The organism is Enterococcus aquimarinus, assembly GCF_001885765.1.
Lineage (GTDB): Bacteria > Bacillota > Bacilli > Lactobacillales > Enterococcaceae > Enterococcus_I > Enterococcus_I aquimarinus.
In genome coordinates this window covers 29864-47811 of the sequence record NZ_JXKD01000009.1, presented here as the reverse complement: position 1 = coordinate 47811, position 17948 = coordinate 29864, and the positions used below count along the sequence as shown (strand labels likewise).

Annotated in this window: 19 protein-coding genes; 17 read left to right on the top strand and 2 right to left on the bottom strand. The window is 39.2% G+C overall.

The features are described from left to right. Positions 1-40: 40 nt before the first annotated feature. The 8 genes from RU93_RS07445 (at position 41) to recN (ending at position 7409) form a co-directional block, all read left to right on the top strand. On the top strand, positions 41-886 hold the full coding sequence (locus RU93_RS07445; RefSeq protein ID WP_071874986.1) for a bifunctional methylenetetrahydrofolate dehydrogenase/methenyltetrahydrofolate cyclohydrolase: 846 nt from the start codon (positions 41-43) through the stop codon (positions 884-886). Positions 887-911: 25 nt separating this feature from the next. Further along, positions 912-2252: an exodeoxyribonuclease VII large subunit gene (xseA, locus tag RU93_RS07440; protein ID WP_071874985.1), complete on the top strand. Its 1341-nt coding sequence runs from the start codon at positions 912-914 to the stop codon at positions 2250-2252. Further along, a complete protein-coding gene (locus tag RU93_RS07435; protein WP_071874984.1) occupies positions 2249-2470 on the top strand; it encodes an exodeoxyribonuclease VII small subunit in 222 nt (73 codons plus the stop codon). Before xseA ends, RU93_RS07435 begins: the two co-directional genes overlap by 4 nt. Beyond that, the gene (locus tag RU93_RS07430; protein WP_071874983.1) at positions 2467-3366 is read left to right on the top strand and encodes a polyprenyl synthetase family protein; all 900 of its coding nucleotides are present in this window, start codon (positions 2467-2469) and stop codon (positions 3364-3366) included. The genes RU93_RS07435 and RU93_RS07430 overlap by 4 nt, the downstream gene beginning before the upstream one ends. After that, positions 3366-4184 carry a TlyA family RNA methyltransferase gene (locus RU93_RS07425; RefSeq protein WP_071875037.1) on the top strand — a complete coding sequence of 273 codons (819 nt, stop codon included), beginning with the start codon at positions 3366-3368 and terminating at the stop codon, positions 4182-4184. Before RU93_RS07430 ends, RU93_RS07425 begins: the two co-directional genes overlap by 1 nt. A gap of 170 nt (positions 4185-4354) precedes the next feature. Then, positions 4355-4834, top strand: coding sequence for a GNAT family N-acetyltransferase (locus RU93_RS07420; RefSeq protein ID WP_084131279.1), 480 nt, complete (start codon positions 4355-4357; stop codon positions 4832-4834). Between the two features lie 422 nt (positions 4835-5256). Beyond that, on the top strand, positions 5257-5709 hold the full coding sequence (locus RU93_RS07415; RefSeq protein ID WP_071874982.1) for an arginine repressor: 453 nt from the start codon (positions 5257-5259) through the stop codon (positions 5707-5709). A gap of 11 nt (positions 5710-5720) precedes the next feature. After that, positions 5721-7409, top strand: a complete 1689-nt coding sequence (gene recN, locus RU93_RS07410; RefSeq protein WP_071874981.1) for a DNA repair protein RecN — start codon at positions 5721-5723, stop codon at positions 7407-7409. Between the two features lie 65 nt (positions 7410-7474). On the opposite strand, the gene prli42 is transcribed toward recN, so the two are convergent. Together prli42 and RU93_RS07400 are read right to left on the bottom strand one after the other, a co-directional pair. Next, positions 7475-7591, bottom strand: coding sequence for a stressosome-associated protein Prli42 (gene prli42 / locus RU93_RS07405; RefSeq protein WP_071874980.1), 117 nt, complete (start codon positions 7589-7591; stop codon positions 7475-7477). Between the two features lie 76 nt (positions 7592-7667). Beyond that, positions 7668-8624 (bottom strand): magnesium transporter CorA family protein, encoded by a 957-nt coding sequence (locus RU93_RS07400; protein ID WP_071874979.1) that lies wholly within the window; start codon positions 8622-8624, stop codon positions 7668-7670. Between the two features lie 147 nt (positions 8625-8771). On the opposite strand from RU93_RS07400, the gene RU93_RS07395 reads away from it, so the two are divergent. The 9 genes from RU93_RS07395 (at position 8772) to RU93_RS07355 (ending at position 17870) form a co-directional block, all read left to right on the top strand. Then, complete coding sequence (locus tag RU93_RS07395) at positions 8772-9140, top strand: DUF3397 domain-containing protein (protein WP_071874978.1); 369 nt, start codon at positions 8772-8774, stop codon at positions 9138-9140. Positions 9141-9291: 151 nt separating this feature from the next. After that, positions 9292-9723: a division/cell wall cluster transcriptional repressor MraZ gene (gene mraZ, locus RU93_RS07390; RefSeq protein ID WP_071874977.1), complete on the top strand. Its 432-nt coding sequence runs from the start codon at positions 9292-9294 to the stop codon at positions 9721-9723. Between the two features lie 14 nt (positions 9724-9737). Continuing rightward, positions 9738-10685: a 16S rRNA (cytosine(1402)-N(4))-methyltransferase RsmH gene (rsmH, locus tag RU93_RS07385; RefSeq protein WP_071874976.1), complete on the top strand. Its 948-nt coding sequence runs from the start codon at positions 9738-9740 to the stop codon at positions 10683-10685. A 28-nt stretch (positions 10686-10713) separates the two neighbouring features. Beyond that, positions 10714-11106 carry a cell division protein FtsL gene (ftsL, locus tag RU93_RS07380; protein WP_071875035.1) on the top strand — a complete coding sequence of 131 codons (393 nt, stop codon included), beginning with the start codon at positions 10714-10716 and terminating at the stop codon, positions 11104-11106. Between the two features lie 9 nt (positions 11107-11115). After that, the gene (locus RU93_RS07375) at positions 11116-13317 is read left to right on the top strand and encodes a penicillin-binding transpeptidase domain-containing protein (protein ID WP_071874975.1); all 2202 of its coding nucleotides are present in this window, start codon (positions 11116-11118) and stop codon (positions 13315-13317) included. Between the two features lie 19 nt (positions 13318-13336). Next, on the top strand, positions 13337-14302 hold the full coding sequence (mraY, locus tag RU93_RS07370) for a phospho-N-acetylmuramoyl-pentapeptide-transferase (RefSeq protein ID WP_071874974.1): 966 nt from the start codon (positions 13337-13339) through the stop codon (positions 14300-14302). A 41-nt stretch (positions 14303-14343) separates the two neighbouring features. After that, positions 14344-15717 carry a UDP-N-acetylmuramoyl-L-alanine--D-glutamate ligase gene (murD, locus tag RU93_RS07365; RefSeq protein WP_071874973.1) on the top strand — a complete coding sequence of 458 codons (1374 nt, stop codon included), beginning with the start codon at positions 14344-14346 and terminating at the stop codon, positions 15715-15717. An 18-nt stretch (positions 15718-15735) separates the two neighbouring features. After that, positions 15736-16833 (top strand): undecaprenyldiphospho-muramoylpentapeptide beta-N-acetylglucosaminyltransferase, encoded by a 1098-nt coding sequence (murG, locus tag RU93_RS07360; protein ID WP_071874972.1) that lies wholly within the window; start codon positions 15736-15738, stop codon positions 16831-16833. 29 nt (positions 16834-16862) lie between these two features. Then, positions 16863-17870, top strand: coding sequence for a cell division protein FtsQ/DivIB (locus tag RU93_RS07355; protein WP_084131277.1), 1008 nt, complete (start codon positions 16863-16865; stop codon positions 17868-17870). Positions 17871-17948 lie beyond the last annotated feature (78 nt).

The window sequence follows — 17948 nt, the reverse complement described above, 5'->3', positions numbered from 1 at the left end:
TAATCGGGTAATGAATAAAGATTAAAGGGAGCGACTGACAATGGGTATACGGATTGATGGCAAAGCATTAGCAGAAAAAATGCAAGAGGATATGAAACAAGAGGTTAAAGAACTGAAGACAAAAGGGATTACCCCTGGTTTAGTCGTCTTGCTTGTAGGAGAAAATCCAGCAAGTCAAACATATGTAAAAAATAAAGAATTAGCGGCAACGCGTTTAGGCTTGCATTCAGAAGTTTCACGTTATGACGCATCGATTACAGAAGAAGAATTACTTGCTGAAATTGCGCGATATAATCAAGATGAGGCATTTCACGGGATTTTAGTGCAATTGCCGTTACCAAATCATATCGATTCTGAAAAAATCTTGTTGGCCATTGACCCTGCAAAAGATGTCGATGGTTTTCACCCGATGAATCTCGGAAAATTATTTATGGGTGCACCGGAAATGATTCCTTGTACGCCTTACGGGATTATGAAAATGTTTGAGGCGTATCAAATTGATTTAGAAGGGAAAAATGCGGTCATTATTGGTCGTAGTAACATTGTCGGTAAACCAATGGCACACTTATTACTAGCAGCCAATGCGACAGTGACCATCGCCCATTCTCGTACGAAAGACTTAGCAAAAATCGCTAGCGAAGCGGATATCTTAGTCGTAGCGATTGGTCGCGGCCATTTTGTCACCAAAGAATTTGTGAAAGAAGGCGCGGTAGTCATTGACGTTGGCATGAATCGAGATGCAGAGGGCAAGTTGATTGGCGATGTCGCGTATCAAGAGGTCGAACCACTAGCAAGTTATATTACACCAGTGCCAAAAGGTGTGGGTCCAATGACAATCACGATGTTGATGGCACAAACGATAGAAGCAGCAAAACGCAAACGGTAAATAGGAAAGAAAGTTAGGTGAGAACATGGCGCAACAGTATTTGACTGTGACTGCTCTAACCAAGTATTTAAAACGTAAATTTGAAGCCGATCCATACTTACAAAGGGTTTTTCTAACCGGTGAAATCTCTAATTTCCGACTACGACCGGGCCACCAATATTTCAATTTAAAAGATGAGAATGCCAAGATTTCTGCCGTCATGTTTAAAGGACCTTTTAGCAAACTCCAATTTCAACCCGAAGAAGGAATGAAAGTACTGGTTGTCGGTCGTTTATCGCTCTTTGAATCAAGCGGTGGCTATCAAATTTATGTCGAACATATGGAACCCGATGGCATCGGGGCTCTCTACCAAGCGTATGAACAATTAAAGAAAAAATTATCGGCAGAAGGGCTTTTTACTGGTGAAAAAAAAGGGCTACCTAAATATCCGAAACGCATTGCGGTGTTAACTAGTCCAAGTGGCGCCGTGATTCGCGATATTATGACGACGATTGAACGGCGTTATCCGATTGCGCAAATTGTCCTTTATCCAACGATTGTTCAAGGGAATCAAGCGGCTGATGATATCGTTCGTAATATTCGGCGCGTGGAAGAATCGGGCGATTTTGACACGATGATTATTGGACGAGGGGGTGGGTCGATTGAAGACTTATGGCCTTACAATGAAGAACGTGTCGTCCGAGCCATTTTTGCGGCCCATACGCCAGTGATTTCTTCGGTTGGCCATGAGACAGATACAACCTTAGCGGATTTAGTCGCAGATGTACGTGCTGCGACACCGACTGCGGCAGCGGAGTTAGCCGTTCCGGTTTTAAATGAAGAAGTCTTACGGATTCAAGAAAGAAAAGCACGGATCCAACAAGCCATTTTCCATCTGATACAAGGAAAATGGCAACAACATCAACGGATCATTCGCTCGTATTTATTTGAACAACCTGAACGACTTTATGAAGGGCAAGCCCAAAAGCTCGATCAACTGACGCAACGATTATCACAATCGTTACAAAATCAATTATATGAAAAAGAAAAAATCAGCAACCAATTACACCATCGTCTGAAGCAAATGAGTCCTTTGCATCAAGTGCGAGAAGAAAACATGCATGTGAAGCATTTAGATCAGCGCTTAAACCAGCAAATGGTTCGTCTATTGAATCAAAAACAAACTGATTTTGCCCAACAAGTTCAAGCGTTGAATTTGCTAAGTCCTTTAAACATTATGGGACGTGGCTATAGTTATACCGTTAATGAGGCCGGGAAATTAATCGCTTCTGTTAAGACACTAGCGGTGGGGGAACAAGTGACGGTCCACTACCAAGATGGGACAGCGCGCATGAAAGTAATCGATGTAGGAGGAGAAAATGAATGACAAAACCAACATTTGAAGAATCATTACAAGAATTAGAATCAATCGTTCAGCGCTTAGAAAAAGGCGATGTTCCTTTAGAAGAAGCCTTGACGATCTTCCAACGAGGAATGGAATTAAGCAAACAATGTGAAGGAACGTTAAAGAGTGCCGAAAAAACATTAACCCAGATGATGACACAAGAAGATGAATTAATCCTATTTGATGGAGAGCAGTCATGAAGTCCTTTGAAGCGATTCAACAAGAAATTATTGACGCAGTTGAAACAGAAATGGTGCGCTTTATTTCAGAACAAGTCACCGAGGAGCAGTTACAAGAAAGCATGCGCTATTCGATTGAAGCGGGCGGCAAACGCCTACGCCCCTTGCTGTTGTGTCTAACTGCGAGTGCTTTTAAAAATCCGCTTGAGCAAGGGACGATTCAAGTGGCCGCTGCGTTAGAAATGATTCACACGTATTCGTTGATTCACGATGATTTGCCTGCGATGGATAATGACGACTTACGCCGTGGGAAGCCGACAAATCACAAAGTCTTTGGTGAAGGCTTAGCCATTTTAGCGGGAGATGGGTTACTGACATTGGCGTTTCAATTGGTGAGTCAAGCGTCGATTGATGCTGATAAAAAAATTACCTTGCTGCAATTGCTTAGTCAAGCGGCAGGAAGTTCTGGTATGGTTGCGGGCCAAGTAGCCGATATTTTAGGCGAAGGACAACAACTTTCTTTAGAAGAACTTATCGCGATTCATCAGCGCAAAACAGGTGAACTGATTCGTTTTGCCGTGCTTGCTGGAGGAATTTTAACTAATCAATCAGCGAGTACCTTAGCAGATTTGGAAGCTTTCGCCATGCATCTTGGGCTAGCTTTTCAAATTCGTGATGATATTTTAGATGTCATCAGTTCGACTGAAGAATTAGGCAAAGCAACGCAAAAAGACGCCTCGCTTGAAAAAAATACCTATCCGGCATTACTCGGCTTAGATGGCGCAAAGGAAGCCTTCGCGCATGAAATGGCGCAGGCCCAACAAAGATTAGCGATGCTTGAACAGGTAAATTGTGATGTCGTTTTATTATCTATGGTATTCCAATGGTTTGCGCTCGAAGGAAAAGGTGTGAAATGATGAAAAAAGAAAGAGTGGATGTTTTAGCGGTGCAACAAGGGTTATTTGACAATGTCGATCAAGCGAAACGCAGCGTGATGGCTGGTTTAGTATTGACTGAAAAACATGAACGGTTAGATAAACCTGGTGAAAAAATCCCAACAACGACTCAATTAGAAATCAAAGGCAAAAAAATCCCTTACGTTTCAAGAGGTGGACTGAAGTTAGTGAAGGCGATGAATGTTTTTGGCTTAGATTTTAAGGACAAAATCGTTCTTGATATCGGTTCTTCAACGGGCGGCTTTACGGACGTAGCGTTACAACATGGCGCAAAATTAAGTTATGCACTTGACGTGGGTTACAATCAACTCGCTTGGAAAATTCGTCAAGATGAACGGGTTGTCGTGATGGAACGGACAAATTTTCGCTATAGCAAACCAGAAGATTTTTTATATGGCTTACCTGAAATGGCGACGATTGATGTGTCGTTCATTTCACTCAAATTAATGTTACCGCCGCTCCATCAAATTTTGGTCGATAATGGGGAAGTGATGGCTTTAATTAAGCCGCAATTTGAAGCCCAAAGAGAGGCAATCGGCAAAAATGGGATTGTTCGCGATCCTAAGACGCATCAAGCCGTCATTGACATGATTGTTCAGTTTGCCTTAAAAGAACGATACGATGTCGAAAATTTATATTTTTCACCAATTACTGGTGGAGAAGGCAATATTGAATTTATTGTTCATCTTCGAAAAAGTAAGACGGTCGGTCATTTAAATCCAGCGATTGAGATTGAACAAGTTGTCGCACGTGCTCATGAGACGCTAGGATTCCGATGATGAATTGGTTCTAGTGATAGGATGCTTTTTTCGATGCTTTTTCGAGGAAATGCGTCCTTTTTACGCTAGATAGGAAAAGGTAGGAATCGTTCGTCGTTTTTTAGGAACCTACGGCTGTCTGAGTCGTCTAAACGATTTGTTGTAAAAAAATCATTTTAGGAGGTGACGGGATGATTTCTTTAGAAAAAGTTCAGCAATCGGAATTAGCCCAAATTCATTTTTTGCAAAAGGTAGCCTTTGAATCATTGTATGACACATACCAAGATGAAGGTTCTCCGTTTAAGCAAACGCAAGCGTCATTGCTTGCAAAATTTAATCGACCGCTTGAATGCTATTTTTTTATTAAGCAGCAGGACAAAAGAATCGGTTATCTTCGAGTTGTCATGGATGATTCGGGAACTACAGCGAAAATCGGGCCGATTGGAGTGGATCCATTAGTCGAAGGACAAGGGATTGGCACACAAGCGATGCAACTAGTGGAGCAAACATTTCCCGAAGTGAAGGAGTGGCGCTTAAGTACGATTTTACAAGAAACAACATTATGTCATTTTTATGAGAAAATGGGCTATCAAAAAACTGGAGAAATCGTATGGATTCAGGAAGAGATGGCGCTTGTTTTTTATATAAAAACGATTGAAGACAAGGATTAAAGCCTTTTTTTAATAAAATCGTTGTTAAAAATAGCATCCTTGCGTTTTAAAATGATGATGACTGATCTAGCTCAATGATAACCGTAAGAGGTGAAATCCGAATGTCAAAGGATTTTACTTCTTTTTTTATTGCTGATGAGTGCTAACAAAAGGGTTTATCTTCTTTTTGAGAGACTATACGCCTAGTCTTTAGTGGAATTGATTGAAGGTTGAAAAAAGCTTGTCATCGTTACTTTGATGAATGTTTTTTTGAAACGCCGATATCCGAGCGTATCCGCACTAAAGGCGGGAGAATAAATCGAATCAAAAATAAAAAAAGCGGCATATTTCTCTTTTTTTATGCGAGCTTCTCGTATGAACGACTTTTATTCTTTCAAAAAATAAGCTATGATAGATAAGACTTTAACGAGGAGGATTATTCCATGAAAAAGAAAGAACGCCAGCGTTTATTGACTCGTTTTTTAACAGAGCATGAAATTCAAAAACAAGAAGAATTTGTGGATTATTTAAAATTACAAGGGATCGAAGTGACGCAAGCGACGATTTCAAGAGATATTAAAGAACTAAAACTGATTAAAGTTCCTTCAGTCAACGGCGGATACCGTTATAGCTTACCGAATGAATCGCAAGAAGATGTGATTGAAAAATTAAATAAGCTACTTCAAACGGCGCTTGTTTCGGTCGATCAAATGGAGAAATTCGTCATCTTACGGACGTTACCCGGCAATGCTTCGGCAGTAGGAAACTTGGTCGATAAATATTATCAAAAAGAGCTCTTTAGTAGTCTCAATGATGATGATAAAGTCTTAATGATTACTTGGACGGAAGAAAAAGCGGTCGAATTAGCCGAAAACTTTCGGAAATATCAACGTTAGGAGCGAATCCAATGTTATTAGAATTAACGATTAAAAATTTTGCGATTATCCCTTTCTTACACATCGATTTTCATCAAGGAATGACGGCTCTTACAGGGGAAACCGGTGCAGGGAAATCAATTATTATCGATGCGATGGGCTTACTTGCAGGTGGGCGCAGTTCCAGTGATTATATTCGTCATGGTGAAGAGAAGTGTTTACTAGAAGGTGTGTTTGAATGGCCAACACAACCAGAATTTTTCGCATTGATGGAAGAATTAGGCATCGATCAGTCCGAAAGTTTTCTGATTGTGCAAAGAGACATGTCGCGCTCAGGTAAAAATATTTGTCGTTTGAACGGTCGTGCGATCCCGCTCGTCCAATTACGACGGGTAGGGACGTACTTGGTTGATATTCAAGGTCAAAATGAGCATCAAGAATTATTGCAACCTGAAAAACATCTCTCTTTAATGGATCATTTTGGTTCAAAAGCTTTCAAACAGCAACTAAAGGTCTATCAAGAACACTACAGTGACTATCAAAAACTTCTAAAAAAAGCCCGGGAAATTAAACAAAATGAGCAATCCTATGTTCAACGAATCGATATGCTTCGTTTCCAACAAGAAGAAATCGAGCAAGCTGAACTGGAGCCCGGAGAAGAAGAGTTATTATTGGAAGAGCGAGCGAAATTGGTGAATTTTCAAAAAATCGTTGATGCATTAGGGAAGACGCACGAAATTTTATCTGCTGATACGCATAGCCTGACTGATGGTGTGGGACTTGCATTAAGCGAAATCCAAGAAATCGAAGGATTAGATGAGTCTTATCTTAAAATTAGCGAGAATCTTCAAAGTGCCTATTACTTATTACAAGATGTTGCGAGTGAAACCTCGCGGCAATTAGATTATTTAGAATTAGATGAGGCGCGACTGGATGAGGTAATGTTACGCTTAGAAACGATTCGTCAATTGAAAAGAAAATATGGCGAGTCTATTCCAGCAATTTTAACGTATTACGCTGAAATCTCTGAAGAATTAGAGGCGATGACGGGATTTGAGAATCAATTAGAAGAATACACCAAACGATTGCAAGAAAAACAAGCGATTGTCTTTGAATACGCACAAACGTTGCATCAAGAACGACAAAAAATTGCGCGCCAACTTGAAAAAGCAATTATGCAAGAAGTAACGGAGCTCTACATGGAAAATACTCGGTTTGAAATTCGCTTTAAAACAGATTCCGAAATGTTAAATGAAACGGGCATGGATCAAGTGGCCTTTTATTTAAGTACCAATTTGGGAGAAGACTTAAAGCCACTTGTTAAAGTTGCTTCAGGCGGCGAATTGTCGCGTATTTTATTAGCCTTAAAAGCAATCTTTTCTCGTGAGAAAGAAATGACGAGTATTGTGTTTGATGAAGTGGATACAGGAGTGAGCGGTCGGGTCGCACAGGCTATCGCTGAAAAAATAGCAAAAATTGCGCGCCACTCACAAGTCTTGTGTATTACGCATTTGCCACAAGTTGCGGCTCAAGCGGACTATCAATATTTTATTAGTAAAGAAGTTCAAGATGGTCGTACTCAAACAAGTATTACCCAGCTAGATGATCAGATGCGCGTCCATGAAATAGCTCGAATGCTTGCAGGTTCTGAAATCACTGCCTTAACGATGGAACATGCTACGGAGTTATTACAATTGGCTCAAAAAAATCCACAGAAATAAAACAAAAAAGGTGAACCAAGAGCCTAAATCGGCGGTTGGTTGACCTTTCTGTGTTTGTTTTTTGATTATTGTAAAGCAGAAAGCGCAGTGAGGACAGTTGTTCCAAGCATAACAATTAGCATAATCCAAACGACGATTTTGGTTACTTTTGAAAAGGTACTTGTTTTTTTGTTTTCCTTCATGACGTTCATCCTTTATTTGGTTGATAGGCACAGTGTACAACCAAATTCATCATAACTCAAGAGTAGAATAGCAGATTTATAAAAGATTTTTCTTTTTTAAATAGGCAATCGTCCATGCACATAGTAAAATTGTTAAGAACGTAATAAATAAAAAGGCGTTCTTGTGTTCGGCGAATGGAATGGGAACATTCATACCATACATACCTCCAACAATTGTCGGAATCGTTAGGACAATGGTCAAAGAAGTGAGGATTTTCATAACATTATTCAAATTATTTGATACGACTGCCGAGAAAGTGTTGTTCATTTGTTGGACGAGTTGCAGCTGGATATGCACGGAAGTCATCGCTTGACTAACTTCTACTAAAATATCGTGTAAATGATTATGGTATGCGTGTTGTTGTTCAAACATTTTGGTTTCAGAAAGTCCTTTTAAGGTTTTGAAATTAGCGGCCGTTGCTGCATCAAATAATACAAGACTTTTTTGCAAATTCAATAATTGATAGAGCTGTTTATTTTCAGTCGAGACTTGAATTTGACCTTCCAGCTCATCCAGTTGTGCTTTAATTTTTGTTAAACTATGGTTATACGCTGTGACTAATCGCCAAAGAACTTGCAAGAAAAGGTTCATCGTTGGTGTGATATCGTTTTCTGGAAAAACATGTTCTCTTAAAAAATTAAAAAATAAAGGAGGCTGTTTGGAAACGGTAATGATTTTGAGATCCGGTGTAATAATTAAGGCCAACGGATAAGTGTCAAAACGGATAAAGCCGCTGGAACTAAGGACTTCGTGTGGAAATTGTAACAAGACTAATACTGCTTTATGAAAGGTTAGTTGTTGAAGCCCCTCACTGCGTGAATTTTCAGCATCATCTAAAATAGACGTAAAATACGAATGTGGAACATTATATTCTTTTGCCAATTGATGAATGACCTTTTCGCTAGGGTTAGAAATGTGAGTCCAAATTGTGGAAGACTCACGCGTGGGTTGTTCGACCAATTGTTGATTAGAAATCGTAAAATAAGAAAACATCTCTTAGCCTCCTTAGTATCGAAACACATTTTGAGTGTTTTCTTCTATTATAGTACGAACATGTGAATATTTAAAACGAATGAAACAATTATGTAAAGAAAATAGAGTATAGTAGCGATAGTTACTTCATAGAAAGGACGGCTTTAGATGCCTTCAATCACGATTAATATTATTTTTTGGTTTATTTCTCCGATTATCATTTTATTTGCTTCAGCCTTTGTTACATCCCTTTTCTCATTAAAAAAACGCTATGGAATCAAAGCGCCAGACATTGCGGTGCCTTTTTTATTTATTGCGATTCACCGCTTGTCTTATCTTGTTTTTAAGGAATCGCTTTTTCCTTATTTCTTGATTACGATTAGCTTATTAGGAATTGGCTTAGCTTTTTTTCACGCGTATTTTTACGAAGAAATTGATTATTCGCGTTATGCCAAAATGTATTGGCGTTCTGTCTTTCTTTTTTCGATGGTTACCCAATTTATACTGATTGTGCTGAGTTTAATGTTACGTTTTTAATCAAGGTTTTTTAAAAGTTTTTTAAAAGATTTGCCAAGTGAAATTGGTAAAAATAAATCAAAAAAAAAGAGTGAATTCTAGAGAAAATGTGGTAGAAAGTGGGGGGATGTGGTAGACTGAGGATATCAAGTGGTAGATGGGGGTATAATCGATGTTCATGGGGGAATTCCAACATACAATCGATACCAAAGGCCGACTAATCATGCCAGCTAAACTTCGAGAAAAACTCGGCGAAAAGTTTGTGGTAACAAGAGGGTTAGATGGCTGTTTATTTGGTTATCCGTTATCCGAATGGGCTGTGCTAGAGGCTAAGCTAAATGAAATGCCACTCGCAAAAAAAGATGCTCGTACGTTTGTGCGCTTTTTTTATTCCGCTGCTACTGAATGTGAACTTGATAAACAAGGACGAATTAACCTGCCTATTTCTTTAAGAAATCATGGAAACTTAACAAAGAATTGTGTGATTGTAGGGGTTTCTAACCGTATTGAAATATGGGATGAAGAACGTTGGCACGCATTCTCCGAAGAAGCAGAAGAAAACTTTGATGAGATTGCCGAGTCGATGATTGATTTCGGTTTATAGAAAGAGGAATAAAAATGACAGAATTTCAACATTATACAGTGATGAAAAAAGAGACTGTTGATGGCTTAAATATTAAACCAGATGGTATTTACGTCGATTGTACCTTAGGTGGTGCTGGACATAGTGAATATCTTTTACAACAATTAAATGAACAAGGGCGTCTCTATGCGTTTGATCAAGACCAACATGCAATTGATCATGCGAAAATTCGTTTAGCGCCGTTTGTAGAAAAAGGCCAAGTTGTGTTTATTAAACGCAATTTCCGTCATTTAGCCCAAGCGCTCGCAGAACAAGGAGTCACAAAAGTTGATGGGATTCTTTACGATCTAGGAGTTTCTTCGCCTCAACTCGATGAAGCACAACGCGGATTTAGTTACCATCAAGATGCGCCGCTTGATATGCGGATGGATCAACATGCGCCATTGTCAGCGTATCATGTCGTCAATGAATACGAGTATAGTGAATTAGTCAAAATCTTTTTTAGATATGGGGAAGAAAAATTCTCAAAACAAATCGCGCGCGAAATTGAACGAGTTCGACAACAAAAACCCATAGAAACAACAGGGGAATTAGTCGAAATCATTAAAGATGTTATTCCAGCTCCTGCAAGAAGAAAAGGAGGCCATCCAGCAAAACGGATTTTCCAAGCGATTCGCATTGCGGTTAATGATGAACTCGGTGTGATTGAAGATACACTCGAACAAGCCATTCCGTTACTGAATCTCCATGGACGTATTAGTGTGATTACCTTCCATTCTTTAGAAGATCGTATCGTGAAAACAATCTTTAAAGAATATAGTACTGCTAAGGATTTACCACCGGGGATTCCAATGATTCCAGAAGCTTTTCAACCGGAGTTAAAACAAATTACAAGAAAACCAATGACGCCTAGCGAAGAAGAATTAACCGAAAACAATCGTTCGCGGAGTGCGAAATTACGAATAGTTGAAAAAATAAAGTAAATGAATGACGAGAAGGGAGAGAGTGTGTGTGGCTGAATTAAAGTTCGAAGAATATTCTTATGAAATGAAAGAGCAATTGGATCAACCAACACCGATTGCTCCAGAAAGACCGGAAGTCATTGTCGTTCCACTATCTCCAGCTCGTCATTTACAACGAATTAGCAAGTTAGAAAAAACGATTGCGAGTATTTTTATTGTTGCGTTAGTCGGCGTAGGATTATTAATGATTCAACTACGAACATCTATTACGCAAGTTGAACAAGAAATTTCGTTAATCCAAGGTGAAGTTGTGGTAGATAGTGCCGATGTTTTACGCTTAGAACAAGAGAAGAGCGAGCTTTCAAAGAGCGATCGTATTCGTGAAATTGCTGAGGAAAATGGGTTGGCGATTCAAAGTGAAAATTTAAGGAAAGTGAAATAATAAAGGCCTATGATGAAAAAAATAAAACGTTATTTTACCAATAATAAATTGTCTCCCAAGAACAATCGCAAAAAAGTAGGAATTATTCTCTTTACTACGAGTATTGGATTGTTCTTTTTATTTGTGTCTCGCTTAAGTTATATTGTTCTTGTAGGCGATGTTGCTGGAACAGCTTTAGAAGATAAAGTTGCTTCTTTATATGAAGGGGAAAAAGTAGTCAAAGCCAAACGAGGAACCATTTATGATCGCAATGGTGTGGTGATTGCAGAAGATGCAACTTCTTATTCCGCCTTTGCAATCTTAAGTACGTCTTACATGAGTGGCAATAAAAAACTTTACGCGCAAGAAAAAGATTTTGAAAAAATTGCGACGATTTTAGTCGATGTTTTGGGCGAAAAAGTCAAAAAAGCGACGATTATTGACGTATTGACTGAAGGCGTTAAAAACGATAAATGGCAAGTCGATATTCCAAATGGCAAAGGAATTACGTTACAACAAAGACAAGCAATTGAAGCGGCGATGGAAAAACAAGACCTTGTAGGAATTGATTTTAATGAACATCCTTCAAGGATTTATCCCAATGGTATCTTTGCTTCTCATTTTATCGGTTTTGCTGATATTCAAGTAGAAGATGGCCAAGAAGAACTTCAAGGTGGATTTGGCTTAGAAGCAGCCTATGATGATATTTTAAAAGGGACTGATGGCGAAATTGTGTTTCAAAAAGATAATTTCCAAAATCCGTTACCTGGAACTGTTGCGGAATCAATTCCCGCTCAAGATGGTCAAGATATTACGACAACGCTTGATAGTCGCCTCCAAAGTTATTTAGAAATGTTAATGGATGAGGCTTGGGAAGAAGCGGAACCTGAATATTTAACGGCGGTTTTAGTTAAATCAGATACGAATGAAATTATTTCGCTCGCACAACGTCCAACCTTCAATCCTGAGACGAAAGATGGAATCAATGAGAAGGACTTTTTGTGGCAAAACTTATTTGTGGAAGAAACATATGAGCCTGGTTCTACGATTAAAATTCTAACGGTAGCTGGTGCAATGGATCAGGGAATTTTTGATCCAAATGAGCAATTTACTCCCGGGAAAATGGAATTAATCGATGCAGAAATCCGCGACTGGGATATTAATATTGGCGCAAAACCCGTTTTAACGATGCGTCAAGCACTATCGTGGTCGAGTAACGTCGGGATGGTCAAATTAGAACAACGAATGCCTGAGCGTTGGCAACAATATTTACAGGAATTTGGTTTTGGTCAGACGACTCAATCGAATTTATTTGGTGAAGCAAGAGGATTATTACCAGAAGATAATATTGTCAGTCAAGCGATGAGTTCATTTGGCCAGGGGATTGCGGTTACGCAATTTCAAATGTTACAAGCTTTTTCAGCAGTTGCCAATGACGGCGAAATGCTTCGTCCATCTTACATTAAGAAAATAAGTGGCACACAGGGAGAGATGGTGACCCAACCAGAAGTGGTAGGTAATCCAATTACTGCACAAAGCGCGCGTCAAGTAAGAGAATACATGCGTGATGTCGTTGAAAGTGAAGAATTTGGTACAGCCTACAATCGTTACCAAGTAGATGGATATACGATTGCGGCAAAAACCGGTACGGCGCAAGTAGCGGAAGGTGGCCAGTATTTAGAAGGCGATAATACGAACCTTTATTCCGTGGTTACTATGCTTCCAGCTGAAGATCCAGAATATACGTTATATATTACCATGAAAAAACCAAAAGAATATAGTGCGGATACGATTCCTTCAATTGCTAATCCACTATTACAACGCGCGATGGATTTATTAGAAGTCGATCGCGTTGGGATGGATGATACGGCAAGTGATCAAGTGACAGTGGCTGACTATCGTAATCTTGAGACGAGCTTAGCCACTCAAGATTTATCGAATAACGGACTAACACCGATTGTGATTGGGGATGGCAAAAAAGTCGTCGAGCAATCCAGTGCGAGCAATACAGTCTTGTTACCAGGTGAAAAAGTATTGTTATTAACGGATGCAAAAACAAAAGGGATGCCCGATACTACCGGGTGGTCCAAAGCGGATCTTTTGAAGTTGGCGAATCTGCTTTCAATGGAAGTCTCGTTTAGTGGAGAAGGGTATAGCACAAAACAAAGTATTGAACCGGGACAAGTAATCGAAGGTGACACATTGACCTTTACCTTAAAAAAAGAAAATTGATTTAGGAGCGAAAAAAGAGATGAACTGGACAGAGATGATCTTACCAATTGCGAGTGGCTTTGGTATTACAGTAGCGACGATGCCACTGTTTATTGGCTATTTTCAAATAAAAAAATACGGGCAAGAAATTTTGGAAGAAGGGCCGAATTGGCATCAAGCAAAAGCTGGAACACCAACAATGGGCGGGACTGTTTTTTTAATCGCCATTATTATCAGTGCGCTTTGGGTGGCAGTCTGGCAACAAGCACTCACACCGGCTTTATGGATTTCTTTGTTTATATTACTTGTGTATGGCGGACTAGGGTTTTTAGATGATTTTATTAAAATCTTCAGAAAACGAAATATGGGTCTTAATTCGAAACAAAAATTAATTGGACAAATCATTGGCGGAATTATATTTTATGCAGTCCTTGTAAGTGAAGGCGCAACGAATACGGTAAATGTATTCGGTTATGATTTGCATCTTTCCTTTTTGTATGGATTGTTTGTAATCGTATGGTTAGTCGGTTTTTCAAATGCCGTTAATTTGACAGATGGCATTGACGGCCTTGTTTCAGGATTAGGCGCAATTTCCTTTGCAACTTACGCCATTATTGCTTGGAATCAACAACAATATGACATCCTAATTCTTTGTTTAAGTGTAGTAGGTGCTTTGATTGGTTTCTTTGGTTATAATCACAAACCAGCGAAAATCTTTATGGGTGATGTCGGTTCCCTTGCTTTAGGTGGATTACTGGCAACCATTTCTATCTTATTGCATCAAGAATGGACGTTGCTATTGATTGGCTTGGTTTATATTGTGGAGACGTTAAGTGTGATGATCCAAGTCACATCATTTAAATTAACTGGTAAAAGAGTCTTCAAAATGTCACCGATTCATCACCATTTTGAAATGGTTGGTTGGTCGGAATGGAAGATTGATGGTGTTTTTTGGCTAATCTCCCTTCTATTTTCGGGCATTACCTTATTCATCTATTTTTTATAAGCGCATAATAGGCAGACAATTACCTTGTGGAGATGAAAAACATGAAAAATATAACAAAATATCAAAATAAAAAAATTCTAGTATTAGGATTAGCAAAAAGCGGATTCAGTGCGGCCAAATTGTTACATGATTTGGGCGCACTTGTTACCGTTAATGACGGGAAACCTTTTGAAGAAAATCGTGAAGCTCAAGACTTACTATCTTTAGGAGTAAAAGTGATTACGGGAAGTCATCCGATTGAATTGTTGGATGAGGAATTTTCATTACTTGTGAAAAATCCTGGAATCCCCTATAGCCACCCCTTACTTCAAGCCGCATCTGCCAAGCACATTCCAATCATTACGGAAGTGGAATTGGCTTATGAAATCTCGGAGGCACCCATTATTGGTATTACGGGGACAAATGGTAAAACGACAACGACGACCATGATTGAAATGTTGTTAAACCAAGGATTATCGAAAGGAACGGCTTATCTCTCTGGGAACATCGGCTATCCTGCAAGTTCGGTCGCACGCGAAGTTACGCCAGAGGATGTATTAGTCATGGAACTTTCAAGTTTTCAGTTGATGGGCATTCGTACGTTTCATCCAGAGATTGGTGTTATTACCAATCTATATGATGCGCACTTAGATTACCATACTTCACGTGACGAATACGTACAAGCGAAATGGGCGTTACAAAAAGAGATGACATCAGAAGATTATTTAATTTTGAACTGGAACCAAGCAGAAATTCGAACGCTCGCACAAACAACGCAAGCAACAGTGATCCCTTTTTCAACACAAGAAAAAGTAGCGGGGGCGTATACATTTGATGGTTATTTTTATTATTTAGATGAGTGTATTTTAGCAATTGATGAATTAGGTGTTCCAGGTCAGCATAACGTTGAAAATGCGCTGGCTGCTATTGCAGTAGCGAAGCTCAAAGGGATAAGTAATGACGCAATTCAAAAAACGTTAAAAAGCTTTTCAGGTGTCCCACATCGAACACAATTTGTCGGTCAATTGCATGGCATCACGTTTTATAATGATTCGAAAGCGACAAATATCTTAGCGACTAAAATGGCCTTGAGTGGTTTTACAGCAGAAAATGTGATTTTATTAGCGGGTGGTTTGGATCGTGGAAATGGTTTTGATGAACTTATACCTTCGTTGATTGGTGTCAAGGGAGTCGTATTATTTGGTGAGACGAAACAAAAATTAGCCATGGCTGCCCAACAAGCGCAAGTGCCTCATATTCTTTACGCTCAGGACGCTTCACAAGCGCTTGAAGTTGCGTATGAATTGGCCCAACCAGGTGATAACGTGTTATTGTCTCCTGCGAATGCTAGCTGGGATCAATACCCCAACTTCGAAGCTCGAGGCGATGCTTTTATTCACGCATTTGAGAAAATAAAAAATAAAAATAAAGAGTAAAAGGAGGCGTTTTTAACAATGAAAATTGTCGTGACCGGTGGTGGTACAGGCGGCCATATTTATCCCGCGTTAGCATTTATTCAGTATGTAAAAGAAGTACAACCAGACGCCGAATTTTTATATATTGGGGGGACTCGTGGACTTGAAAATAAGATTTTACCGCAAACGGATATCCCGTTTGAGACATTGCAAATTCAAGGATTTAAACGAAGCGTCTCTTTTGAAAATGTGAAAACTGTCTATCTTTTTTTAAAGAGTGTATCAGAAGCAAAAAAACGTTTAAAACAATTTAAACCAGATGTCGTGATTGGAACTGGTGGGTACGTTTCTGGCGCTGTGATGTATGCTGCAGCGAAATTAAAGATTCCAACGATTGTACATGAACAAAATAGCGTGCCGGGAATCACGAATAAGTTTTTAGCACGCTACGTGGATCATATTGGGATATCGTTTCCAGATGCAGCCGCGTATTTCCCTAAAGACAAAACAACCCTTGTTGGAAACCCTCGTGGGCAACAAGTAAGTGGTGTGCATCAATCGACGATTTTATCGAACTACCATTTAGACCCAAATAAAAAAACGGTTTTGATTTTTGGTGGAAGTCAAGGAGCCTTAAAAATCAACCAGGCAGTGATTCAAGCATTACCCGCCTTTGCGACAAAGGATTATCAAATCTTATATGCATCGGGTGAGCGTTATTACAAAGAAATCGAAGAATCGATTGGCATAATGAAAGATGCAGCGAAAAATATTAGCATCCAACCGTACATCGATGAAATGGCAGAGGTTATGGCCAATTGTGATTTGTTAATCGGCCGCGCGGGGGCGACCTCAATCGCTGAATTTACGAGTCTTGGTTTACCAGCTATTTTAATACCTAGTCCGTACGTGACAAATGATCATCAAACCAAAAATGCCTTAAGTTTAGTACAAGCAGGTGCAGTGAAAATGATTGCTGACAGTGAATTGACAGAAATCAACTTAGTTGCTACAGTAGATGAGATTATGAACGATCCAGCTGTTCACCAAAAAATGGCAAAAGCTGCAAAAAAACAAGGTATCCCTGATGCGTCGACACGTTTATATGCGCTTGTTCAACAAAGCATTCGATCATAACAGGTAAAAGAGGAGGAGAACGCTATCATATGAAAGACAAAGAAAAAAATTCTTCTTCTACTGAAGAGCATGATGCACTCACGCCTTGGCAAAAGGAGCACTTGTTATACCTTGAATCACAAGGAATTGATCCGAAGATAGCAGAAGAACCAGAAACAGAGATACTTCTAGATAAGACGCTTGATTCTTTTGAAGAGGAAGCTCTTGACGCGTCGAATGAAAAAGATGAAGGAAACAGTCAATCCACCATCGATAAACCATTTTCTTTTTCAGATCATTTGCCGAATTTTAAAGCCTATCGAGATAAAAAATTAAGGAAACGCTTATTGATTCTCGTTGTGATTTTTTTAGTCCCACTACTGGGATCGCTTTATTATATTTCACCGTTAAGTAAAGTCTCGGCGGTCGTTGTGGCAGAAAATCCGCTAACGCCTAAGGAAGCCTTAATAGAAAGTTCACAAATTGTTAAAAATGAACGTTTATGGCCGCAGTTTTTTGCTCGACAAAGAATCGCAACAGCCATTGAAAAAGCGAATCCAAGGGTGAAAAAGGCGACGATTACCTTACAACAATGGAATCAACTTCATCTTCACGTAGAAGAATATTCGGAAAGTGCGTATCTCGTTAAGGGCAATGACTATTTGCCAATCTTAGAAAATGGTACAATCTTACAAGAGCCACAAAAAGAAGTAACAAAAGGGCGAGTCATTGTTGAAAATTTTACTGATGAAACGCTTATTTTAGAAACGTTAAAACAATATAAGGAACTGCCGAAAGAAATTCAAGATGCGATTTCTCAGATTACCTATGCCCCTTCAAAAAACAATGAGGAGTTACTCACCATTTTTATGAACGATGGCAATCAGGTCATTGTCGGGATTTCGAAGCTTGCTGATCATATGAAATATTATTTACAAGTGGCCAAAGAAATGTCGGAAAAAGGTGTGATTGATATGGAAGTGGGGATCTACTCTTATCCTTATCCATCAAATGAGACAGAAAAAGAAGAAAATACCGAGTCGAGTGAAAGTTTTTGATAAAAATTGCGGATATTTTTCGGAACTTCTACCTCACAGCCGCATAAATATGGTAAAATTAGTAACAGTGAATAAAAG